This window comes from Massilia putida (assembly GCF_001941825.1).
Taxonomy (GTDB): domain Bacteria; phylum Pseudomonadota; class Gammaproteobacteria; order Burkholderiales; family Burkholderiaceae_D; genus Telluria; species Telluria putida.
The window spans coordinates 933,903-954,991 of sequence record NZ_CP019038.1; the positions used below are offsets into that span (position 1 = coordinate 933,903).

A 21,089-nucleotide genomic window follows, 5' to 3' on the forward strand; every position below is an offset into this window, starting at 1 on the left:
ATTGTCTCCTCGGTGTTCAAATTGTCGTTATTGGCAGGTGAAGCTCGCGGCCTGTTCCACGTCGCCGGATCCCTTGTACTTCGCGACTTTCGGATAGGCGCACAGCGGCCGCGTGCGCGACGCCGACCACGACGCCGGCACATCGGCGTTCACCCCGCCCGCGTTGCCCGCCCCGCGTGCACCGGCCTGCAGGGCGTCCGGCGCCTGGCCCTTTTCGACCCAGGCCACGAGCGGCGTCAGTGCGTCGAACTGGTCGGTCGACGGACCGCCCGCGCAGTGGTTCATGCCGGGAATGCGGAAGAAGCGCGCGAAGCTCGATGCGTCGGCGCCGTTGGCCGCGCGCAGGGCGTCGTACCACGCCGTCGTGTCGTCGCTGGAAAAGATCGGATCGCTCGTGCCGTGGTAGACGAGCAACTTGGCGCCGCGGTTTTTCAGCTTCGCGAGGTTCGTCGCGTCGGGCGGCAGCATGAACGACAACGCGGACTCCGGATACGTGGCGCTCGTCGCGCCCACGCGCGCGAGCATGGTGTCCAGGTTGCCCTTCAGGGCGAACGCCGGACCGTCGAACGTCGCGGGATTCTCCGGCGGGACGGACCAGATCAGGCCGACGGCGCCCGCGTCGCGGGTCAGCGGCGAACTGAATTTCCAGCTCGCCCAGCCGTCGGTGGCCAGGCCCGCGTCCCACGGGAAGCTGCTGTAGATCTTCGCGCCCGTTTCCGTCTTCGCGCCGGCGAACAGGCCGGCGATGGCGCTCTTCTGCGCGGCGCTCAGGCAGGTGCCGTCGCGCGCGCCGCTGCATGTCGGGACGTCGCGTGCGATATCGAACGCGGCTTGGCACGCGCCTGTGTCCTGCACGAGGCCATCCGCCACGCCTTCCGGCGCATCGCATTTGGCCAGCACGGCGTTCGAGACGAGCTTGCGTTCGGCGAGCGTGAAGCCCGAGCCCAGGTCGCCCGGCGTGCTCGCGAGCGTCGCGTACATCTTGGCGCCGGCGATGTTCGCGATGGCGGCCAGCGGCAGCCGGAAGCCAGGGTCGCCGACGAGGAAGCCGTCGTATTGGTCCGCATAGCGCGCCGCCGCGACCATCGTGTGGCGCCCGCCGTTCGAGCAGCCGCCGATGTACGAACGGTCCGGCGCCTTGCCGTAGGCCGTCCGGATCACCGCCTTGGCCATCGGCGTCAGCTTGCCGACGGCCTGGTAACCGTAGTCGAGGCGGGCCTGCGGGTCGATGCCGAAGTCCGGCGTGGGGCCGGCGTGGCCCGCGTCCGAGCTGAGGACGGCGAAGCCCTGGTTCAGCGCGTTGTCGAGCGGACCGCCGCCGCCGACCGGGCCCGTGGCCGTGACGACGCTGCCGTCGATGCCGCCGTTGGCCTGGTAAAAGAAGCGGCCGTTCCAGGCGACGGGCAGGCGCATCTCGAAGCCGATCGCGTAGCCCTTCCCATCGGCGCCCGTGCGGCGCAGCATCTCGCCCTTCACCTGGCAATGCGCCGGCACGGGCTTGCCGCCCACGGTCAGGACGCCGGCCGCGATGGCGTTCGCCGCCGTGATCGTGGTGTCGGGATAGACGATGCGGGCCGCCAGCTCGGCGCAGCCGGTCAAGGTGCCGCCGGTCGCCTGGGTCAGTTGCGGCAGCAGCTGCGCCGCCGGTGGGTTGGTGTCGTGGCTCGTGCCGCAGCCGGCCAGGCCGAGGGCGGCCAGCAAGGCGGCCGTATGGTGTCGGTTCATCGTGTGCTCCTGAATGCTTTGCGAAACGTGGGGACGAGCGGACCCGGCACAGTCCATGGCCGGACTGCGCGCACCGCTCGCTACGGATGAATCAGAGGTGGCTCAGTGCGTGCCGACCGCCTGCGCGGCGCCCGCCTGCGGGTCGGCGCGGCGCGACAGCTTCCATGCACACAGGGACGCCACGACCAGACCGGGGGCGGCGGACAACATCACACCCGCCGCGCCGGCGCCGGTCGCCAGCACCTGCCCGGCCACCAGCGGGCCGGCAATGGCACCCAGGCGGCCGATGGAGATCGACGCGCCCACGCCGGTGGCGCGGATGCCCGTTCCGTACAGGGCCGGGGCGCGGGCGTACAGCACGGCCTGGGCACCGATGGCGCAGTACCCGGCCGCGAAGCCGGCGGCCATCGTCAGGCCGAAACTGCCGGACAAGCCGAGGCCCGCCAGCGACAACAGCATGCCCGCATACGTGATCGCGACGGCGAGGCCGGGACGGTCGCGGTCGACGAGGCGCCCGCTCAACACGGAACCGGCCGCCCCGCCGATATTGAAGAGGATTTGCACGACGCCGGCCTGGGGACGCGTGTAGCCCTGCCCGATCAGCAGCGACGGCAGCCAGTTGAGCAACATGTACAGGACGGTCAGCGTGAAGAAGCATGCGACCCACAGCAGCAGGGTCGAGCCGAGGGCGCTGCCGGCGAACAGCGCGCCGATGCGGCGGTCGGCCGGCGCGTGGTTCGCGGCCTGGTGGCGGAAGCTGGCGGATTCGGTCAGCAGCAGCACGAGCAGCAGCGCCACGCCGACCGGCACGAGGCCGCCGACATAGAAGATGGTGCGCCAGCCCGCCTCGAACTTCGTCATGCCGATGACGGACGCGATGGCGCCGCCCAGCGGCACGCCGCAATAGGTCAGGCTGACGGCGGTGCTGCGCATCGCCGGGTCGGCCGCTTCGGAGGTCAGCGCGATCAGCAGCGGCAGCGCGGCGCCGAGGCCGAGCCCCGTGAACACGCGCGCCGCGAGCAGGCTGTGGAAGTCCCGCACATGCGCGGTCGCGAAGGAAAACACGCCGAACAGCAGCACCGCGCCGACGAGCACGCGCTTGCGCCCGATGCGGTCCGCGAGCCAGCCGCCGACGAAGGCGCCCGGCAGCAGGCCGACGAGGCCAGCGCTGAACACCCAGCCCATCATGGCGGGCGCCAGTTTGAATTCGGCGCCGATGCCCGGCGCGGCGATGCCGGTCGACTGCAGGTCGAGCCCTTCCAGTAATGCGGTGATAAAGCACAGCGCGATCGTCGCCGCACCGCGCGGCAGATAGCCTCGGTGGTTCATGATGTGTCTCCTCTAAAGCGATTTATCGTTTTGGTGTTCGCTGATGGATCGTCGGGTCGTCAGGTCGTCAGGTCGTCGTGCGCGCCCCTCCTGCGCCGGCGCGGATGGCGAGTTGCGCGCGGTCCGCATACAGGTCGTCGACCAGGGCCGCGCGCCGCGCCAGCACGGCCGCCTGGTTGATCGAGCCCTTGTCGGCCAATTCCCGGTGGTCGATCGAAGGCGGTTCGGTCAGCGGCAGCAGGCGTTCGATTCGCATCGACGAGCCGCTCGCGCCCGCGTTCAGGTCGTCGAGCAGCCGTGCGAACATGGCGCGTACCGGGGCGCTGGCCAACACCTGCGCCGCCTCGGCATCCGCCGGCAGATCGGCCAGCGCACGGCAATGCTCCATGCGCGGGAACACGAGCAGGCCGACGGTCTCGCGGTTCAGGCCGGTGACGACGGCATCCAGCACGTACGGCGCGCCCAGGCTGACGACGCGCGCCCGCAGCGGCCCGACGCTGACGAACGTCCCGGTCGACAGCTTGAAGTCTTCCGCGATGCGGCCGTCGAACACGAACCCGAGCTCCGGGCGCGCCGCATCGTAGAAGCGCAGCGCGTCGCCCGTGCGGTAGAAACCCTCGTCGTCGAACGCTTCCGTCGTGAGATGCGGCGCGCGCCAATAGCCCGGCATCACGTGCGGGCCGGCGAAGCGGGCTTCGAACTTGCTGTCCACCGGCACCAGCTTCACGCGGCACCCCGGCGCCGGCACGCCGACGTAGCCCGCCTGCACGACGTCGCCCGTGCCGAACGTGCAGGACGGCGACGTTTCCGTCATGCCGAGGCCCGTCATGATGCGGATCGCTTCGCCGCAGTGCGCAACCGCGACGGCGTCGAGCCGGTCCCACGCCGCCTGCGACAGTCCCGCGCCCGCGCAAAAGAACAGTTTGACGCGCGAGAAGAAGGTCGCGCGCAGACCGGCGTCGCGCTCCAATGCCTCCGTCAGCATCTCGAAGCCTTTCGGCACGTTGAAGTAGACGGTGGGCGCGATCTCGCGCAAATTGTCCAGCGTCTGCCCGAATTCCCTCGGCGTCGGCTTGCCGTCGTCCAGGTACAAGGTGCCGCCGTTGTACAACGCGATGCCGACGTTGTGGCTGCCGCCGAAGCAGTGGTTCCACGGCAGCCAGTCGACGAGCACGGGCGGCTCCTCGGCCAGGAACGCGAAGGTTTGCAACAGCATCTGCTGGTTCGCGGCGAGCATGCCGTGCGTCGTGACGACGGCCTTCGGCTTCTTCGTCGATCCGGACGTGAACAGGAATTTCAGGATCGTGTCCGGCCCGACGGCGGCGTTGGCCGCGTCGACGTCGCGAACCGGCGTGTCGAGCAGGCTGCCGAAGCGGGTCCAGGAACGCTCGGCGTAGTCGCCGCTGCCGACGATCAGCTCCGCATCGCCGGGCAACACCGCGTCGAGTGCCTTTGCGTACGCGCCGCCATCCGCGACGTAGACGGCCCCCGGCGTCAGCTGGGCTATCAGGTCGCGCAGCTTGCCGTAGTCGGTGGCGACGAGCGAGTACGCGGGCGAGACCGGCGCGAACGGAATGCCCGCGTACGCGGCGCCCAGCGCCAGCTGGTAGTGTTCGAGGTCGTTCCCGGACAGGATCGCGAGCGGCCGCTCGGCCGACAAGCCGCGGTCCAGCAGCGCCTGGCCGATGTGGCGCGCGCGGCGCAGCATGTCGGCATAGCCGATGCGGATCCAGCCGCCGTCCGGCCCGCGCCGGGCGACCAGCGTGCGTTCCGGATGCGCGGCCGCGCCGCTGACGAGGCGGTCCGTCCAGCGACGTGGCACGGGGCCGAGCGGCGTGACGGCGTCGACGTGCCAGACGTCGCCGTCGCGCCACGCGCGGATTTCCGGGTTCCCGAGGAGGACGGGACGGCGCCGTCCTTCCGACTGCATAGGATGCATGCCGGTCTCCTCAGATCGGGTAGTGGCGCGGGCCGGTCTGCACGGTGATCCAGCGCAGGTCGGTGAATTCCGCGATGGCCGCCTTGCCCCCGAAGCGCCCGTAACCGCTGCCCTTGACGCCGCCGAACGGCATCTGCGCCTCGTCCGTGCACGGTCGGGCCGTTGATGTGGCAGATGCCCGATTCGATGCGCTGCGCCACCGCCATGGCGCGGCCGATGTCGCGCGAGAACACGGCTGCCGACAAGCCGTATTCGCTGTCGTTGGCGAGCCGGATCGCTTCCTCGTCCGTGTCGAAGCGCAGCACCGAGACGATGGGGCCGAACGACTCTTCCCGGTACACGCGCATGGCGGGCGTGACGCCGTCCACGATTGCGGGCTGCAGCACATTGCCTTCCAGGCCGCCGGACTGGATGATGGTGGCGCCACGCTCGCGCGCGTCCGCCAGCATGGCGTCCACGCGGCTTGCGGCGGCCGGATCGATCATGCCGGCCAGCGGCGCGTCCGCGTGGGCGGCGCGCAGGGTCGCCGTCTTCGCGGCCAGCTTCTCGATGAAGCCTGGCGCGATCTTGCGGTCGACGAGGATGCGGTCGGCGGACATGCAGATCTGGCCCTGGTTGAAGAAGGCGCTGAACGCGGCGGCATCGACGGCCGCGTCGAGGTCGGCGTCGTCCAGCACGACGACCGGGTTCTTGCCGCCCAGTTCCAGCAGCACGGGTTTCAGGTGCTCGGCGGCCAGCTTCGCGATGATGCGGCCCACGCGGGTCGATCCGGTGAAGTTGATGCGCCGGACCGCCGGGTGCGCGACGAGGCGCTCGACGATCCACGGCGCGTCGTCGGGCGCGTTCGAGATGAAGTTGACGACCCCGGGCGGGAAGCCGGCGTCGGCGAATGCCTGCGCGATCAGCCGGTGCACGGCCGGGCACAGCTCGGACGCCTTGAGGATCACGGTATTGCCGCAGGCGAGCGGCATGGCGACGGCGCGCGTGCCAAGGATCACGGGCGCGTTCCACGGCGCGATGCCGACGACGACGCCGCACGGCTGGCGCACGCCCAGCGCGAGCGAGCCCGGGACGTCGGACGGAATGACTTCGCCGGCGATCTGGGTCGTCATCGATGCCGCTTCGCGCAGCATGTTGGCGGCGAGCGTCACGTTGAACTGGTACCAGACGGGCGCACCGCCCGCTTCGCGGATGGCGGCCTCCACGATGCGCGGGCGCAGCGCTTCCATCGCGTCGGCCGCGGCGAGCAGCAAGGCGCGGCGCGCGCCCGGCTGCACGGCGGACCAGGCCGGGAAAGCGTCGCGCGCCGCGGCGACGGCGGCATCGACGTCGTCGAGAGTGGCCGCGGCGGCGCGCGTGGCGACGGTGCCGCTGGCTGGATCGCGCCGCTCGTACGCAGCGCCGTTGGATGCCGGGCGGGCCTGCCCGGCGATCAGCAGATCGGTGTCGAACATCAGAGGTCTCCTTTGTCGTCTCTGATTAGGGGGGCTTCGGTTCGGGCGGAACGCGTCTTACGCGCGCTTGTAGCTCTGCAGGCCAGGCTTGATCGTCTTATCGTCCAGGAACTGCTTCAGGCCTTCCTTGCGGCCCTTTTCCGGGTCGCGGTAATTCGACTGGTCGGTCTTCGCGTACAGGTAATCCTCATTCTGGTCCCACGTCAGTTCGCGGCAGCGCTTGAAGCCCTGCTTCGCGTAGCGCAGCACGACCGGGTTCTTTTCCAGCAGATTCTGCGCCAGTTTCGTCACTTCTTCGCGCAGCTGGGCCTTCGGTACCGCCTTGTTGACGAGGCCCATCTCGGCGGCCTGGCTGCCCGTGAACGTCTCGCCCGTCATGATGTAGTACAGCGCCTGGCGGTGGCCCATCGTATCCGCGACGGCTTTCGACACCAGATTGCCCGGCGGGATACCCCAGTTCACTTCCGACAGGCCGAACACGGCGTCGTCGGCGGCGATGGCGAGGTCGCAGGCGACGAGCGGCGAGAACGCGCCGCCGAAGCACCAGCCGTTCACCATCGCGATCGTCGACTTGCTGTACATGCGCAGCAGCTTCCACTGCCATTGCGAACAGTCGCGGCGGATGCGCTCCTGTGTGATCTCGGGCTTGCCGTCGGTCTCGCGGAAGTATTCCTTCAGGTCCATGCCGGCGGTCCAGGCGTCGCCGGCGCCGGTCAGCACGATCACTTCCGCGTCGTCGTCCAGCTCCAGCGTCTCGAGCACGTCGATCATCTCGCGGTTCAGCGTCGGGCTCATCGCATTGCGCTTTTCCGGGCGGTTCAGGGTGATCCAGCCGATGCGGTTCTCGACGTCGACCTTCACGGTCTGCCAACGGCCTTCGTATTTGGACATACAATGTCTCCTAGTGTGTGTGGAATGTATCAGGTAACCTGATATGAGATTTATACTAGACCTGCCTGCACGCTTTGACAAGAAAAATTTTCATGCCATCGAAAAAACCAGTCGCGGCCGCCCAGGCCGACAACAAGCCCACGGGCCTGGCCTACATCGTCGGCCGGCTCGACCACGTCCTCAACAAGCGCCTGCGCGACGGCCTCGCGCCGCTGGGCATGACGGTGCCCCACTACACGGCGCTGTCCGTGTTCCGCGTGCTCGGCACGCTGTCGAACGCCCAGCTGGCGGAACGCACGATGATGTCGCCGCAATCGGCGAACGAAATGGTGAAGGCGATGGAGGCGAAGGGATGGATCGCGCGCACGCCCGATCCGGACCACGGCCGCATCATCCGCATCAGCCTGACGGACGACGGCGTGGCCGTTCTGGGGCGCTGCGACGAGGTGGTGAAGCAGGTCGAGGACACCATGTTCCCGGACCTCGCCGCCGACGAGCGCGCGTGGCTGCATGCGCAGCTGCGCAGTGCCGTGAAGGCGCTCAGCCTGCACGGCATCTGACGTCACCTACAACAGTGCGTTGAGCTCGACCTGGTACTTGATGAGGGTCGGCAGGCAGCGCTCGACCATCTGCTCCACGCTCATGCGGCCCGCGTGCACGCTGATGTTCATCGCGGCCACCACGTCGCCGCGGAAGTTCTTGACCGGGACCGCGATCGTGCGCAGGCCCAATTCCAGCTCCTGGTCGACCACGGCATAGCCGCGCTCGCGGGCCCGCGCGATCTCCTCGCCGAGCCGCGCGCGGTCGACGATCGTGTGCGACGTGATGGGTTCCGGCGCCGCGCGCGCGAGAAAGCGTTCGACCTGATCGTGCGCCAGGCTCGCGAGCAGCATGCGCCCGTTCGCCGTGCAGTACGCGGGCACGCGCGTGCCCGGCTGCAGCGTGGCCGAGATCAGTTGGCCCGCGCTGACGGCCGCCACGCAGACGAGGTCGTCGTGGTCGAGCACCCCGACCGACGCCGCCTCGCCGAGCGCGTACGCGAGCCGGTACAGCAGCGGCTGCGCGATGCGCGGCAGCCGCGCCGAATGCAGGTACGACTGCCCGAGGCGCAGGATCTTGGGCGTCAACGTGAACTGCTTGTTCTCGTGCCGCATATAGCCGAGCGCCGTCAAGGTCAGCAGATAGCGCCGCGCGGCCGCGCGCGTGAGGCCCGTGCGCTCGGCCACCTCGGCGATCGTCAGGCGCGAACGCTCCTGGTCGAATGCCTCGATCACCTGCAGGCCCTTGTCGAGGCCTGCCACCATGTCGCGTTTCGCGGGTGCGGGAAAGTCGTCGTCCTGGTCCATTGTGCAGAAAAATGGGATTTTGAGCGAGTATCGCACACAGCGTGCGAATAGCGGAAGTCCGGCGACAGCGCCGTCTTGCCGGGCACGGGCCGTTTTTCTACGATGGATCGGCTCGCACAACCCTTCCGACATCAGGAGACAACGTGAAATTCGACGACGTGCAACCCGGCGTGTGGCCGGAGCTCATCTACCCCGCCTACAAATCGACGGTGAAGCGCGGCCCGCTGCAACCCGCCCTGCGCATCGACGCGCGGGTACCGGTCAGCCGCAACATCGATCCGGCGCCGCGCATCCTCCTTCCGCACGACACGGACCTGACGCGCCGCGGCGAGAAAGCCCCGCTGGGCGAAAAGATCGTCGTCACGGGCCGTGTCGTCGACGAGGACGGCAAGCCGGTGCGCAATTCGCTGATCGAAGTGTGGCAGGCCAATTCGGCGGGCCGCTACTGGCACCAGCGCGACAACCACGACGCCCCGCTCGACCCGAACTTCTTCGGCTTCGGCAAGATGATGACGGACGACGACGGCCGCTACCGCTTCGTCTCCATCAAGCCGGGCCCGTACCCGTGGAAGAACCACGACAAGGCGTGGCGCCCCGCGCACATCCACTTCTCGCTGTTCGGGAACGTGTACGCGCAGCGCCTCGTCACGCAGATGTACTTCCCGAGCGATCCGCTGTTCCCGTACGACCCGATCTTCAACAGCATCCCGGACGAAGCGGCACGCCAGCGCCTGATCGCGCGCTTCTCGCTCGACCACACGGTGGGCGACGAGATGCTGGGCTATGAATTCGACATCGTCCTGCGCGGCCGTGGCGCCACGCCGTTCGGACTCTGAAGGAGCAAACATGAGCAACACGGATTACCAAATCACGACCTCCCAGACCATCGGCCCGTTCTCGCACGAAGGCTGGCAATGGGCGGTGGACTTCTGCGCCCCCGCGCGCCTGGAGACGAGCGCGCCGACCGTCGTCGTGCACGGCGTCCTGTACGACGGCGACGGCAATCCCATCGACGACGCCCAGATCGAAGCCTGGCTGCCCGAAGCGGCGGCCGTGGAGGCGTCCCAGGAAATCCCGGGCTTCCGCCGCACGCCGACCGGCAAGGCCGGTGAATTCAGCCTGCGCCTGTCGATGCCCGAACGTCCGGCGGGCGAACCCGCGGCCTACGTGACCGTGTTCGCGCGCGGGCTGACCAAGCATCAGTTCACGGCGGTCTTCCTCGAGGACGATGCCACGCTGGCGCAATCGGCTATCCTGGCGCAGGTGCCGGCCGAACGGCGCGACACGCTCGTCGCGCGCAAGGACGGCGACGGCCGGTATCGTTGGGATATCTGGATGCAGACGGACAAAGAGACGGTGTTCTTCGACTATCGTTGACCGGAGGGTGGGCACCCGAGGCCGGGGCCTCGGACGACACGTGCCCACACGTTCGACGGTCGCCGGCACCGGCGCGACGTGCTTCACGGCGCGCATCACCGCGTGGGCTCGGCGAGCCCATCCTACAAAAACGGAGACACCTTGGCTGTATCACTTTTCGACACCCTGCTGAGCACCCCCGACATGATCGCCGCCTTCGACGACGCGGCGTTCATCCAGGCAATGCTCGATTTCGAAGCGGCGCTGGCCGCGGCGCAGGCGGACGAAGGCCTGCTGCCGCGCGCCGCCGCGCAGGCCATCGCGGCCGCCTGCCGGGCCGACCGCATCGACACCGCCTCCCTCGTCGCGGCCGGCCGCCGTTCCGGCACGCTGGCCGTGCCGCTCGTGAAGGAACTGACGCGCCTCGTCGCGGAAAGCGACAAGGACGCGTCCACGCTCGTCCACTGGGGCAGCACGAGCCAGGACGTGCAGGACAGCGCGATGGTGCTCGTCACGCGCACGGCGCTGCGCCTGCTCGACGACGACCTGGCCGTGCTGTGCGCGCACCTGCTGAAGCTGGGCGAGGCCCACCTGGCCACGCCCGTGCTGGCACGCACCTTGCTGCAGCCGGCCCAGGTGATGGGCTTCGGCTTCAAGGTCGCCGGCTGGCTCGCGCCGCTCGTGCGCGCCCGCGCGCGCCTGCGCGACGCCGCCCTCGACGCGCTGCAGTTGCAGCTGGGCGGGGCCGTCGGCACGCTGGCCGTGATGGGCGAACGCGGTCCCGCCGTCGCGCACCGGATGGCGCAGGCGCTCGGCCTCAAGACGCCGGCCGCCACGTGGCACACGCAGCGCGACGAATGGGTGCGCCTGGGACTGGAAGTCGCGCTGCTGACGGGCAGTCTCGGCAAGATCGCGGCGGACCTCGCGCTGATGGCGCAGGGCGAAGTCGGCGAGCTGGCGGAACCGTCGGGCGGCGGCCGCGGCGGCTCGTCCGCGATGCCGCACAAGAGAAACCCGGTCTCGTCGATGATCGCCCTGGCCGCCGCCACGCGCACGCCGCATCACGCGGCCACGCTCCTTGCCGCGATGGGCCAGCAGCACGAGCGCGGCCTGGGCAACTGGCAGGCGGAGCTGGCCGAGTGGCCGACGCCGTTCCTGTCCGCCCACGGCGCGCTGCGGGCGCTGAACGACGCCTTCGACGGCCTGACGGTGGATACCGTCCGCATGCGCGCCAACATCGACGCGCTGCACGGCCTCGTCTCGGCCGAGGCGCTGTCGATCTGGCTCGCGGGCGCCATCGGGCGTCCCGCCGCCCACGCGGCGGTCGAAAAGATGACGCAGACCGCCGTCGCCGAAGGCCGCCATCTGCGCGACGTCGCCCGCGCGGCCATCGCCGCCGATCCGGCGCTCGCGCACCTGGACGCCACGCAGCTGGACGCCATCTTCGACCCGGTCGCCGCCACCGCACCGGCCCAACGCCTCGCGCGCCAACGCCTGGCCGCACTCAAGCAGGACACACCATGAGCTTCGATCCCCTCAACCATGACCTGATCCGCGGCCTCGAACAGCGCCGCGCCGTCCTCGGCGACGCCTGGGTCGAGCGTTCCCTGGCGAACGCCAACACCTTCACCGCCGACTTCCAGAACTTCATCACGCGCTATGCGTGGCACGACATCTGGGACCGTCCGGGCCTGGAGCGCAAGACGCGCCGCACGATCGTCCTCGCCATCACCATCGCGCTCGGCCGCTGGGAAGAATACGAGCTGCACGTGCGCGCCGCGCTGCTGGGCGACGCCGACAGCCGGCTCACGCCGGACGAGTTGAAGGAAGTGCTGATGCAGTCGGCGATCTACGCCGGCGTCCCGGCCGCGAACACGGCGTTCGCGCACGCGACGGCGATCCTGCGCGAGGTCGGACCGCAGATCGGCTACGCACTAGAACCGGCATCGCCGCTGGATGCCGTGCATCCCGGCGTGGGCCGCGAAGGCCGTACCGCCGGCTTGCCCGCCCTGCACTACAGCGTACGCGAACCGCGCAGCGGCAAGCGGCCGCGCCACACGGTCGTGCTGAGCCATGCGCTCGGCTGCGACCTGACGATGTGGGACGCCCTCGCCAACCTGCTGGCCGGCGACTGCCGCGTGATCGCCTACGACCATCGCGGCCACGGCAGCTCCGACGCGCCGGCCGGTCCGTACGGGATGGCCGACCTGGCCGACGACGCCGCGCGCCTGCTGCGCGAACTGGACACGGGCCCCGTCGTGTGGGTCGGCCTGTCGATGGGCGGCATGGTGGGCCAGGAGCTGGCGCTGCGCCACCCGTCCCTGGTCGGCGCGCTCGTGCTGGCGCATACGACGTCGGGCTATCCCGATGCGGCGCGCGACGTCTGGCGCCAGCGCATCGTCACCGTCCGCGAGCACGGCATCGAGGCGATCGCGGACGCCGTCATGGGCCGTTACTTCCATGAAGGCTTCCGCACCGCGCATCCGGCCACGGTCGCCCGCTTCCGCCAGCGCCTCGTCACCACCGATGCCGAAGGTTATGCCGGCTGCTGCGCGGCCGTGGGCGGCGTCGACACGACGGCGCGCCTGCCGCAGATCGCCGTGCCGACGCTCGTACTGGCCGGTGAACTGGACCAGGGCACGCCGGTCGAGATGGCGCAAACGCTCGCAAGCGGTATTCCGGATGCGCGCCTGCAGGTGCTGGCCGAGGCATCGCATCTGGGCGCGATCGAACGGCCGGCGGCGTTCGCACAGGCGGTGACGGCATTCGTCGACGCGCTGTAACCGGCGCGGCCGGCAGTCGCCGGCTCGCCATCCACCCTTCGGTCAGCCGTCCCCGGTGCCCGGGCTGGCCAGCGGCACGCGGCTCTGCGCGTTGTTGCCGTCCACGAGCTTGGTCAAGAGGGCCATGAACTTGCGCCGCTCGGCGGGCGCCAGGGGTGCCAGCAGGCGGTCGCGCAGGCGCTGGGCCCCCGCTTCCAGCTCCGCCAGCAGGCGGACGCCGGCCGGCGTGATCGTCAGCGCGCGCTGGCGCCGGTTATGCGGAATCACCTTCCGCTCCAACAGTCCCTTTTCCTCGAGCCGCACGCAGACCGTGGCGCCGGTCGACGTATCGATCGCGGCAAGCCCCGCCAGCGACACCTGGTCGATGCCGGGATGCTCGGCGAGCCGGCTCAGGATCGCATACTGCACCGGCGTCAGTTCGGTGCCCAGCTCGTCGTAGAACAGCGCCACCGAAATCTGCTGGGCGCGGCGCAGCAAATGGCCCGGATGCTGGTAGAGGTCGAGATGGTCGGGGATGGGTTCGGTGGTCATGGGTGCGGCGTGAAGAGTGAAACCGCAGTTTACTTCTTCACGCAAAAGGATGATACTTTCCCACACATTCAGTACACTGAATATCAACAACCGAGACAGGAGACGACCGATGTTCCCGAAAAACGCGTGGTACGTGGCATGTACGCCCGATGAAATCGCGGAGAAGCCACTGGGCCGGCAGATCTGCGGCGAAAAGATCGTGTTCTACCGCGGCCAAGGCGGCAAGGTCGCCGCGGTCGAGGATTTCTGCCCGCACCGCGGCGCCCCGCTGTCGCTGGGCTTCGTCCGCGACGGCAACCTCGTGTGCGGCTACCACGGCCTGGAGATGGGCTGCGAAGGCCGGGCCGTCGCGATGCCCGGACAGCGTGTGCGCGGCTTTCCCTGGATCCGCAGCTACGCGGTCGAGGAGCGCCACGGTTTCATCTGGGTCTGGCCCGGTGACCGGGAACAGGCCGACCCGGCCGCCATCCACCACCTCGAATGGGCGGACAATCCGGAATGGGCCTATGGCGGCGGGCTGTATCACATCGCTTGCGACTACCGGCTGATGGTCGACAACCTGATGGACCTGACCCACGAGACCTATGTGCACGCGTCGAGCATCGGACAAAAGGAGATCGACGAGGCGCCCGTGACGACGAAGGTCGACGGCGAGCAGGTGATCACGAGCCGCTTCATGGAGAACATCATGGCCCCGCCGTTCTGGCGCGCCGCGCTGCGCGGCAACGGCCTGCCCGATGACGTGCCGGTCGACCGCTGGCAGATCTGCCGCTTCAACCCGCCCAGCCACGTGATGATCGAGGTGGGCGTGGCCCACGCCGGCAAGGGCGGCTACCATGCGGCCCCGGAACACAAGGCGTCCAGCATCGTCGTCGATTTCATCACCCCGGAGACCGAGACGTCGCACTGGTATTTCTGGGGCATGGCGCGCAATTTCAGGCCGCACGACACAGCGCTCACGGACACGATCCGCGACGGCCAGGGCAAGATTTTCAGCGAGGACCGCGCCATGCTCGAACTGCAGCAGCAGAACATCCTGCGCCATCCCGAGCGCAAGCTCTTGATGCTGAACATCGACGCCGGGGGCGTCCAGTCGCGCCGCATCATCGACCGGTGGCTGGCCCGCGAACAGCATGGGGAGCAGACGGCATGAGCACCATCGACGTCATCGTCGCCGCCCGCACGCGCGAGGCCGACGGCATCTTCAGCTACGAACTGGTGCGGGTCGACGGCGGTGCGCTGCCGGCGTTCGAGGCCGGGGCCCACATCGACGTGCATCTGGGCGATGGGCTGGTGCGCCAGTATTCGCTGTGCAATCCGCCGTCCGAAACGCACCGCTACCTGATCGGCGTCCTGCGCGACGCCGCGTCGCGCGGCGGCTCGCAGGCCATGCACGAGCGCGTGCACGCTGGCACCCGGTTGGCGATCAGCGCGCCGAAAAACCACTTCCCGCTCGTGCCGGCGCCGCGCACGCTGTTGCTGGCGGGCGGCATCGGCATCACACCCCTCCTCGCGATGGCGGAAACGTTGGCGGCGCGCGACGCGGCGTTCGAGCTGCATTACTGCGCCCGCTCGGCCGCGCGGGCCGCGTTCCGGGAGCGCATCCTGTCGTCCGGTTTCGCCGACCGCGCGCATTTCCACTTCGACGACGCGCCGAGCGGGCAGCTCGATGCGGCCACCCTGCTGGCGCAACCGGACGCGAACGCCCGTCTCTACGTGTGCGGGCCGGCGGGCTTCATCGAGCATGTGCTGGCGACCGCGCGGGCGCAGGGCTGGACGCAGTCGCAGCTGCACGTGGAGTATTTCGCGGGCGCGGCCGTCGACACGAGCCGTGATGGGGCGTTCGACGTCGAGCTGGCATCCAGCGGCAAGGTGGTGACGGTACCGGCCGGCCGCACGGTCATCCAGGTCCTGGCCGAGCATGGCGTCGACATCCCGTATTCATGCCAAGAAGGCATGTGCGGCACGTGCCTGACACGCGTCCTGGACGGCAGGCCCGACCACCGCGACATGTACCTGACCGACGAGGAACACGCCGCCAACGACCAGTTCACGCCGTGCTGCTCGCGCGCCAGGAGCGCAAGGCTCGTCCTCGATCTTTGAGACGGTACGTGCGCGCCCGGCCCGGATCGGACCTGACGGCGCATGCCTGGTTCTATCTGCCTGCGTTCGGTGCGGCATCCCGCCGTCGTCCCCGCCAAGGGGACGCCTAGTGCGGGAACGACGGCGATTGCGACACCTTCACAGTTCCGCAATGCCTGGCGAACTGAAAAAATCCGGTGCGGGCGCTTGCGCGCCAGGCACCGGCGAAGAGACAACGTGAAAGGTCAGGCGCGCACGACCCGCTGGTCGATGACGCCGAACGGCGAGTCGCCATCCGCGCCGCGTGCGCACATGCGCACGCGGTCGCCGAAGCGCATGAAGCCCGTCCTCGGTTCGCCATGGTCGATGATCTCGATGACGCGGCGCTCCGCGATGCAGGCCGAGCCCGCGGCGCGGTCCGCGTTCGACACGGTGCCGGAACCGACGATCGTGCCCGCGCCCAGCCTGCGCGTGCGCGCCGCGTGCGCGACCAGCTCGCCGAAGCCGAAATTCATCTCGCGGCCGTTCGGGCGCCCGAACGGCTGTCCATTCCATTCGACCTCGAGGTCGAGGTGCACGCGGCCATCGCGCCACGCGTCGCCCAGTTCGTCCGGCGTGACGGCGACGGGCGCGAAGCTCGTCGACGGCTTCGCCTGCAGGAAGCCGAAGCCGCTCTTCATCTCGCGCGGGCCCAGCGCGCGCAGGCTCCAGTCGTTCAGTTGCACCACCAGGCGTACGGCCGATAACGCCTGCGCGGGCGTGGCGCCCATCGCCGCGCGGTCGACGACGACGCCGAACTCGCCCTCGAAGTCGATGCCCAGCGCCTCGTCCGGCAGCGGCACGTCGTCGCACGGGCCGAGGAAATCGTCGGACGCCCCCTGGTACATCACGGGCACCGTGTCGAAATCGGGAATCGGCGGTGTATTGAACGCGCGCTCCATCAGACGGCCGTGGTTCAGGAAGGCGGAGGCGTCGCACCACTGGAACGTGCGCGGCAGCGGGGCCATGCAGCGGGCCGGTTCGAACACGAAGCTGGCGGGCGCCGCGCCCTCGTTCAGCATGTCCGACAGCCGCTGCAGGGCCGTAGCGGCGCTGTCCCAGCGCTCCAGCGCCATCAACAGGTTCGGTGCGATCGTGCCGGCGTCGGCGGCGCGGCGCAGGTCGCGCGAGACGACGAGCAGGCGGCCGTCGGGCGAACCGTCGCGATAGGTGGCCAGTTTCATGCGGTCTCCTTCAGCGGCGCGGCAACGCGAGCAGGGCGTCGTCGACGATAGCCACGGCGCGTGTCCAGCCGGCCGATCCCGCGCGCACCTTGTGCGGGAAGCAGGAAACATAAAAACCGTGCCCCGGCAGCGCTTCCAGGTTGTGCAGCTTCTCCAGGTGGCAGTAGCCGATGTCGCGGCCGGCCTTGTGCCCTTCCCAGATCAGCGACACATCGCCCGTCTCGGCGATCTTCTTCGCCGTGTACGAGAACGGCGCGTCCCAGCTCCACGCGTCCGTCCCGGTCAGGCGCACGCCCCGCTCCAGCAGATACATCGTCGCTTCGTAGCCCATGCCGCAGCCGGCCGACACGTAATCGTTGTGGCCGTAGCGACTGCCGGCGCGGGTGTTGACCATGACGATGTCCAGCGGCTGCAGGTCGTGGCCGATGCGCTTCAGTTCCGCTTCCACGTCGGCCGCGGTGGCGACGTAGCCGTCCGGGAAGTGACGGAAATCCAGCTTCACGCCGGGCTGGAAACACCACTCGAGCGGCACTTCGTCGATGGTGATCGAGCGCTTCTTCTCCCCCGTCTTCGCGTCCATCGTCGAGTGGAAGTGGTACGGGGCGTCCAGGTGCGTGCCGCTGTGCGTCGTCATCGTGACCCATTCCGCGGCCGCCGCTTCGCCGTCCGGATAGTCCGCAGGCGTGGTACCGGGGATCATGGCCATGAATTCGTGCAGCGTGTCCTGATGCTTCTGGTACGTGATCTTCGGCGCCAGCGGCGGCGGATCGGACAGGACTTCGTTTTCCAGATAGATCGACAAGTCGATGAAGTGGCGGGGCATGTTGTCTCCTCAGATGGGTGCCGCGAGCGCGGCCAGCGTCGCGCGCATGATGCGGGCATGTTCTTCCTTGTCGCCGCCGGCGATCTCGATCTCGCCCAGCCGGCCCGAATTCTGCACGACCAGGCGGCAACGTTCCCAGCGCCGCGCCAGGTAGCGGTCGAGCGCCTGGTCGATGCTACCGGCCCGCGCCAGTTCGTCGGCCAGCACGAGCGCATCCTCGATGCCGATGCAGGCACCGGACGCCATGTGCGGCGTCGTCGCGTGCACGGTATCGCCGATCAGCACGACGCGGCCCTTGTACCAGGGGCTCGGCATCAAGAGGCTTTCCAGCGGGCGGTAGATGATCTGCGAATCGTCGTTCAGCTGGTCGCGCACGCGCTGCAGCCGGGGGTCGGGGAACGGCGCCAGCAGCGCTTTTACGCGCGCCAGGAATTCTGACGGGTCGATGAAATCGTTCGTCGCGCGGTCTTCCGTCACGAACAAATACATGGCGTCCTTCGACACCGGATTCAGACCCGGCTTGATCTTCGGTCCGAGCCACATCATCGTGCCGTTCACGTCGACAGGCCGCGGCAGCACGGCGCGCCAGACGCCCTGGCCGCTGTAGGCGGGCCTGGGCGCGTCCGGGAACACGGTCTCGCGCACTTTCGAGTAGAGGCCGTCGGCGCCGATCACGAGGTCGTAGCGGCCCGTGGTGCCGTCGGTGAACGTCACGTCGACGCCTGCGCCGTCCTGCTCGATCTTCGTGAACGTGCAGCCCAGGCGCACGTTGGCGCCGGACGCGCGGGTGGCATCGGCCAGGATGCGCGCCAGCGCGGGCCGCATGATGGCGCCGTTGCCCGGAATGTCGGGACCCGCCAGGCGGGGCGTCGGCAGCTCGGCGACCTTCTGCCCCGTCGGGATGTGGATCTCGACCCCGTCCGACGCCGCGCCCTCGGCCAAAAAGGCATGGATCACGCCCAGTTGCACGAGCGCGCGCATCGTCGCGCCGCCCAGGCTGATGCCGGCGCCGTAGGAACGCCAGCCCGGATCGATCTCGACCAGGTCGACGTCGACGTCCCGCTTGCGCAATTCGATGGCGGCGGCCATGCCGGAAAAACCGCCGCCGATGATCAGAACTTTGTTGACTGGCGCTGCCATGTCATGTCTCCCGAATGTGAATCTCGTCGTCGCGGACCTCCAGTCCGACCGGCTGCAGGCGCTGGCCGAGGCACGGCCCGAGCGTGCAGACGCCGGTCCCGATGTCGAACCGGGCGCCGTGGGCCGCGCACACGATGCGGTCGCGCGCGGCGTTCAGGTAGGCGTCCTTGCGCCAGGCCATCGGCGTGCCGCCGTGGTGCGGGCAGGCGTCGCGCCAGCCTTAGACGACATCGGCGCGGCGCACCACCAGCACGGTGTCCTGGCCGGTCCGTCCCGGATCGAAGCCGCGCGCGTCTCCGTCCGGCAGGTCGTCGAGCCGGCACAGGAACACGTCAATGCCTTTCGCCGGCACCGGCCGCACCGGGCGGCGGTCCTCCCGGCGCCCATTTATCTCTCTGCTGGAACAGGAACAGCTGCGAGGCATCGGCGCTCATCGGCACGGCGCGCGCCATCCACGATGTGTCGTGCAAGTCCATGTCGGCGTCGTACTCGACGTGGCAACCGAGTGGGCTGTTGAAGTACCAGAACCAGTTCGAACCCATCTTGTGACGGCCCGGCCCCCAGAACGACTGGTAGCCCTTGTTCACGAAGCGCGTGCCCGCCTGCAGGACTTCCGTCGGCCCGCCCAGGTGGAACGTGAAGTGTTCGCAGCCTTTCATGAACGGCGGCGTCTGGATCAGGAACAGCGTGTGGTGATCGGGTGTGCCGGCCGGCTTCAGGAACGGCCCCGCGCCCAGCAGGCGGTCGGTGCATGCGAAGCCCAGGCGTTCGACATAGAACGCTTCGGCCTTGGCTGCGTCCGGCACGAAGTAGACGACGTGCGACAGGGTGCGCGGCAGCGCGGGCGCGTTCTCGTCGACGGCCGTGTGGTTGATGGGACGGTTGTAGGCACCGGGCGCATTCACGGCTTCCGCCGGCAGGTCCAGCGGACGGCGCACCGTCACCTGGAAGCCGAGCACGAAGCCCATATCGTCCGTGGTTTCGAGGCTGCCGTCGGCCAGCGTGTGCACGTCGCGGTCGCGGCCCAGTTCCACCGCGATGGCGGACAGCGCCTGCGCGTCGGCCACGCCGTAGACCGTCTTGCGCAGCATACTGGCCGTGCCGAGCCCCGCGGGCAGCGACGTGTCGTCCTTGTGCTTCACGACGATCGCCGTGCCGTCGAGCGCCTCGAAGCGCCCTTCGCCCACCGGGGTGAGGCCGTAGTCGGTCAGGTATTGCGTGCACGCCGCGACGTCGTCGACGCCGAAGACCAGCGCGTCGGGTCCGATGATATTCATGTGATTCTCTCTGTCGTATCAATGTTCAGAGGGCGGTGCGGCCGCCCAGGGTTTCGGCCACCCAGTCGGCGATGTACGCACCGGCATTGGCCGAGTTGTCGAAGCTGGAGTGCTGCACGCCGCCTTCGCGCTCCGTGAATACCTTCAGTTCGCGCTTCGGGCTGTTGACCAGCTGCTCGTACGTGCGCTCGGCCCAGTGCAGCGGAATCTGGGAATCCTTCTGGCCGTGCGTGACGAGGAACGGCACCTTGATGCGGTCGAGGATACCGTCCAGGTGCACGTTCTCGGCGATGCGCATGAAGTCGTCCTGGTCCCTGGCCCCCCACACCCAGCGCACGTGTTCCCAGTAGTGCGGCACGGGAAAGCTGCCCTCTTTCGCCAGGCGCTTCTTCTGCACGTCGCGCCAGTCGTGGTTCGCCCCCCAGACGACACCCATCGCGAACCGCGGCTCGAACGCCACGGCGCGCGGGCAGTAATAGCCGCCCAGCGACACGCCTTCCAGGCCGATGCGCTTCGGGTCGACATCGGCGCGCGTCTCGAGCCAGTCGATAACCTTGCTGGCCCAGCGCTCGCTGTCGTACACGGCGTGCATGCCGTGCAGCCGCAGCGCTTCGCCGGTGCCCGGCTGGTCGATCACGAGCGAGGACACGCCGCGCTTCGCCAGCCAGGCCGGCAGGCCCACGCGGTACTTCATTTCCTTGGTCGAGTCGAGGCCGTTGACCTGGACGAGGATCGGCGCCGGGCCGGTGACACTTTCGGCCCGTACGTACAAGCCCGGGATGTGCGCATCGCCATACGGGATTTCGACGCGCTCGCAGTTCTCGCCCGACAGCTTCACGCCGCGGGCGAACACGTCGAGGAACTGTCGGTACAGTTCGACCCGGCCCGGCGCGCCATGCGCTTGCAGCCGTTCGGCGGTCAGCAGGTAGATCGCGGCGCGGTTGTACTTGTCGCCGGCGGAGATCAGCCGGCCGCGCGCCTCGTCCTCTTCCGCGAGGCCGCACAGCTTGTCGGCCATGCGCGACCAGGTTTCGCGGAAGGCCCTCGTGCCGGCGGCGTCGGGCTGCTTCGCCGCTTCCTGCAACGGCGCGCACATGGCCTCGATCTCGCCGATCCGGGCTCCCATCTCGATCGCGAGATCGACCGAAAGGTTCCAGACGTAATTGGTGGGAAAATACTTGAACATGCTC

General features: G+C 69.0%; 18 protein-coding genes and 2 pseudogenes. 7 read left to right on the forward strand and 13 right to left on the reverse strand.

The genetic code is table 11. The features are described 5' to 3' along the window. Window positions 1-27 precede the first annotated feature (27 nt). The 5 genes and pseudogenes from BVG12_RS06450 to BVG12_RS06470 all read right to left on the reverse strand — a co-directional run bounded on the left by BVG12_RS06450 (window position 28) and on the right by BVG12_RS06470 (window position 7,338). Window positions 28-1,725, reverse strand: coding sequence for a tannase/feruloyl esterase family alpha/beta hydrolase (locus tag BVG12_RS06450; protein ID WP_075791705.1), 1,698 nt, complete (start codon window positions 1,723-1,725; stop codon window positions 28-30). A gap of 102 nt (window positions 1,726-1,827) precedes the next feature. Then, window positions 1,828-3,054, reverse strand: coding sequence for a 3-(3-hydroxy-phenyl)propionate transporter MhpT (gene mhpT, locus BVG12_RS06455; protein ID WP_075791706.1), 1,227 nt, complete (start codon window positions 3,052-3,054; stop codon window positions 1,828-1,830). 67 nt (window positions 3,055-3,121) lie between these two features. After that, window positions 3,122-4,984 (reverse strand): feruloyl-CoA synthase, encoded by a 1,863-nt coding sequence (locus tag BVG12_RS06460; protein WP_229503975.1) that lies wholly within the window; start codon window positions 4,982-4,984, stop codon window positions 3,122-3,124. Between the two features lie 19 nt (window positions 4,985-5,003). Next, window positions 5,004-6,447: pseudogene (locus BVG12_RS06465) on the reverse strand (aldehyde dehydrogenase). A 57-nt stretch (window positions 6,448-6,504) separates the two neighbouring features. Further along, on the reverse strand, window positions 6,505-7,338 hold the full coding sequence (locus tag BVG12_RS06470; protein WP_075791708.1) for a p-hydroxycinnamoyl CoA hydratase/lyase: 834 nt from the start codon (window positions 7,336-7,338) through the stop codon (window positions 6,505-6,507). A 92-nt stretch (window positions 7,339-7,430) separates the two neighbouring features. On the opposite strand from BVG12_RS06470, the gene BVG12_RS06475 reads away from it, so the two are divergent. Beyond that, complete coding sequence (locus BVG12_RS06475; protein ID WP_075791709.1) at window positions 7,431-7,898, forward strand: MarR family winged helix-turn-helix transcriptional regulator; 468 nt, start codon at window positions 7,431-7,433, stop codon at window positions 7,896-7,898. Window positions 7,899-7,904: 6 nt separating this feature from the next. Here BVG12_RS06475 and BVG12_RS06480 read toward each other — a convergent pair whose 3' ends face one another. After that, window positions 7,905-8,684 carry an IclR family transcriptional regulator domain-containing protein gene (locus tag BVG12_RS06480; RefSeq protein WP_075791710.1) on the reverse strand — a complete coding sequence of 260 codons (780 nt, stop codon included), beginning with the start codon at window positions 8,682-8,684 and terminating at the stop codon, window positions 7,905-7,907. A gap of 143 nt (window positions 8,685-8,827) precedes the next feature. On the opposite strand from BVG12_RS06480, the gene pcaH reads away from it, so the two are divergent. From pcaH to pcaCD, 4 genes are all read left to right on the forward strand, one after another. After that, entirely contained in the window at window positions 8,828-9,520 is a 693-nt protein-coding gene (pcaH, locus tag BVG12_RS06485) for a protocatechuate 3,4-dioxygenase subunit beta (protein ID WP_075791711.1), read from the forward strand. Window positions 9,521-9,530: 10 nt separating this feature from the next. Then, complete coding sequence (locus tag BVG12_RS06490) at window positions 9,531-10,061, forward strand: peptidase associated/transthyretin-like domain-containing protein (protein ID WP_075791712.1); 531 nt, start codon at window positions 9,531-9,533, stop codon at window positions 10,059-10,061. 141 nt (window positions 10,062-10,202) lie between these two features. Beyond that, window positions 10,203-11,564 carry a 3-carboxy-cis,cis-muconate cycloisomerase gene (gene pcaB / locus BVG12_RS06495; protein WP_075791713.1) on the forward strand — a complete coding sequence of 454 codons (1,362 nt, stop codon included), beginning with the start codon at window positions 10,203-10,205 and terminating at the stop codon, window positions 11,562-11,564. Beyond that, window positions 11,561-12,823 carry a bifunctional 4-carboxymuconolactone decarboxylase/3-oxoadipate enol-lactonase PcaCD gene (gene pcaCD, locus BVG12_RS06500; protein ID WP_075791714.1) on the forward strand — a complete coding sequence of 421 codons (1,263 nt, stop codon included), beginning with the start codon at window positions 11,561-11,563 and terminating at the stop codon, window positions 12,821-12,823. The genes pcaB and pcaCD overlap by 4 nt, the downstream gene beginning before the upstream one ends. Window positions 12,824-12,865: 42 nt before the next feature. Here pcaCD and BVG12_RS06505 read toward each other — a convergent pair whose 3' ends face one another. Continuing rightward, window positions 12,866-13,354, reverse strand: a complete 489-nt coding sequence (locus BVG12_RS06505; RefSeq protein WP_075791715.1) for a MarR family winged helix-turn-helix transcriptional regulator — start codon at window positions 13,352-13,354, stop codon at window positions 12,866-12,868. 109 nt (window positions 13,355-13,463) lie between these two features. Here BVG12_RS06505 and BVG12_RS06510 point away from each other — a divergent pair, with 109 nt between their 5' ends. After that, on the forward strand, window positions 13,464-14,507 hold the full coding sequence (locus BVG12_RS06510) for a Rieske 2Fe-2S domain-containing protein (protein ID WP_075791716.1): 1,044 nt from the start codon (window positions 13,464-13,466) through the stop codon (window positions 14,505-14,507). After that, window positions 14,504-15,457, forward strand: a complete 954-nt coding sequence (locus BVG12_RS06515) for a PDR/VanB family oxidoreductase (protein WP_075791717.1) — start codon at window positions 14,504-14,506, stop codon at window positions 15,455-15,457. Before BVG12_RS06510 ends, BVG12_RS06515 begins: the two co-directional genes overlap by 4 nt. A 224-nt stretch (window positions 15,458-15,681) precedes the next feature. Here the strand turns inward: BVG12_RS06515 and BVG12_RS06520 are convergent, their stop codons facing one another. The 6 genes and pseudogenes from BVG12_RS06520 to BVG12_RS06545 all read right to left on the reverse strand — a co-directional run bounded on the left by BVG12_RS06520 (window position 15,682) and on the right by BVG12_RS06545 (window position 21,085). Then, on the reverse strand, window positions 15,682-16,659 hold the full coding sequence (locus tag BVG12_RS06520; RefSeq protein ID WP_075791718.1) for a fumarylacetoacetate hydrolase family protein: 978 nt from the start codon (window positions 16,657-16,659) through the stop codon (window positions 15,682-15,684). A 10-nt stretch (window positions 16,660-16,669) separates the two neighbouring features. After that, window positions 16,670-17,482, reverse strand: coding sequence for a cyclase family protein (locus BVG12_RS06525; RefSeq protein ID WP_075791719.1), 813 nt, complete (start codon window positions 17,480-17,482; stop codon window positions 16,670-16,672). A 9-nt stretch (window positions 17,483-17,491) separates the two neighbouring features. After that, window positions 17,492-18,622 carry an FAD-dependent oxidoreductase gene (locus BVG12_RS06530; RefSeq protein ID WP_075791720.1) on the reverse strand — a complete coding sequence of 377 codons (1,131 nt, stop codon included), beginning with the start codon at window positions 18,620-18,622 and terminating at the stop codon, window positions 17,492-17,494. A gap of 1 nt (window position 18,623) precedes the next feature. Then, window positions 18,624-18,953 (reverse strand): annotated as a pseudogene (locus tag BVG12_RS06535) (Rieske (2Fe-2S) protein). 1 nt (window position 18,954) lies between these two features. Then, window positions 18,955-19,899, reverse strand: coding sequence for a VOC family protein (locus BVG12_RS06540; RefSeq protein ID WP_075791721.1), 945 nt, complete (start codon window positions 19,897-19,899; stop codon window positions 18,955-18,957). 25 nt (window positions 19,900-19,924) lie between these two features. After that, window positions 19,925-21,085 carry an alpha/beta hydrolase family protein gene (locus tag BVG12_RS06545; RefSeq protein WP_075791722.1) on the reverse strand — a complete coding sequence of 387 codons (1,161 nt, stop codon included), beginning with the start codon at window positions 21,083-21,085 and terminating at the stop codon, window positions 19,925-19,927. Between the last annotated feature and the right edge of the window lie 4 nt (window positions 21,086-21,089).

Coding starts and splice junctions, on each gene's coding strand:
- BVG12_RS06450 (WP_075791705.1), bottom strand. CDS start 1,725: ATGAACCGACACCATACGGCCGCCTTGCTGGCCGCCCTCGGCCTGGCC.
- mhpT (WP_075791706.1), bottom strand. CDS start 3,054: ATGAACCACCGAGGCTATCTGCCGCGCGGTGCGGCGACGATCGCGCTG.
- BVG12_RS06460 (WP_229503975.1), bottom strand. CDS start 4,984: ATGCAGTCGGAAGGACGGCGCCGTCCCGTCCTCCTCGGGAACCCGGAA.
- BVG12_RS06470 (WP_075791708.1), bottom strand. CDS start 7,338: ATGTCCAAATACGAAGGCCGTTGGCAGACCGTGAAGGTCGACGTCGAG.
- BVG12_RS06475 (WP_075791709.1), top strand. CDS start 7,431: ATGCCATCGAAAAAACCAGTCGCGGCCGCCCAGGCCGACAACAAGCCC.
- BVG12_RS06480 (WP_075791710.1), bottom strand. CDS start 8,684: ATGGACCAGGACGACGACTTTCCCGCACCCGCGAAACGCGACATGGTG.
- BVG12_RS06490 (WP_075791712.1), top strand. CDS start 9,531: ATGAGCAACACGGATTACCAAATCACGACCTCCCAGACCATCGGCCCG.
- pcaCD (WP_075791714.1), top strand. CDS start 11,561: ATGAGCTTCGATCCCCTCAACCATGACCTGATCCGCGGCCTCGAACAG.
- BVG12_RS06505 (WP_075791715.1), bottom strand. CDS start 13,354: ATGACCACCGAACCCATCCCCGACCATCTCGACCTCTACCAGCATCCG.
- BVG12_RS06510 (WP_075791716.1), top strand. CDS start 13,464: ATGTTCCCGAAAAACGCGTGGTACGTGGCATGTACGCCCGATGAAATC.
- BVG12_RS06515 (WP_075791717.1), top strand. CDS start 14,504: ATGAGCACCATCGACGTCATCGTCGCCGCCCGCACGCGCGAGGCCGAC.
- BVG12_RS06520 (WP_075791718.1), bottom strand. CDS start 16,659: ATGAAACTGGCCACCTATCGCGACGGTTCGCCCGACGGCCGCCTGCTC.
- BVG12_RS06525 (WP_075791719.1), bottom strand. CDS start 17,482: ATGCCCCGCCACTTCATCGACTTGTCGATCTATCTGGAAAACGAAGTC.
- BVG12_RS06530 (WP_075791720.1), bottom strand. CDS start 18,622: ATGGCAGCGCCAGTCAACAAAGTTCTGATCATCGGCGGCGGTTTTTCC.
- BVG12_RS06540 (WP_075791721.1), bottom strand. CDS start 19,899: ATGAATATCATCGGACCCGACGCGCTGGTCTTCGGCGTCGACGACGTC.
- BVG12_RS06545 (WP_075791722.1), bottom strand. CDS start 21,085: ATGTTCAAGTATTTTCCCACCAATTACGTCTGGAACCTTTCGGTCGAT.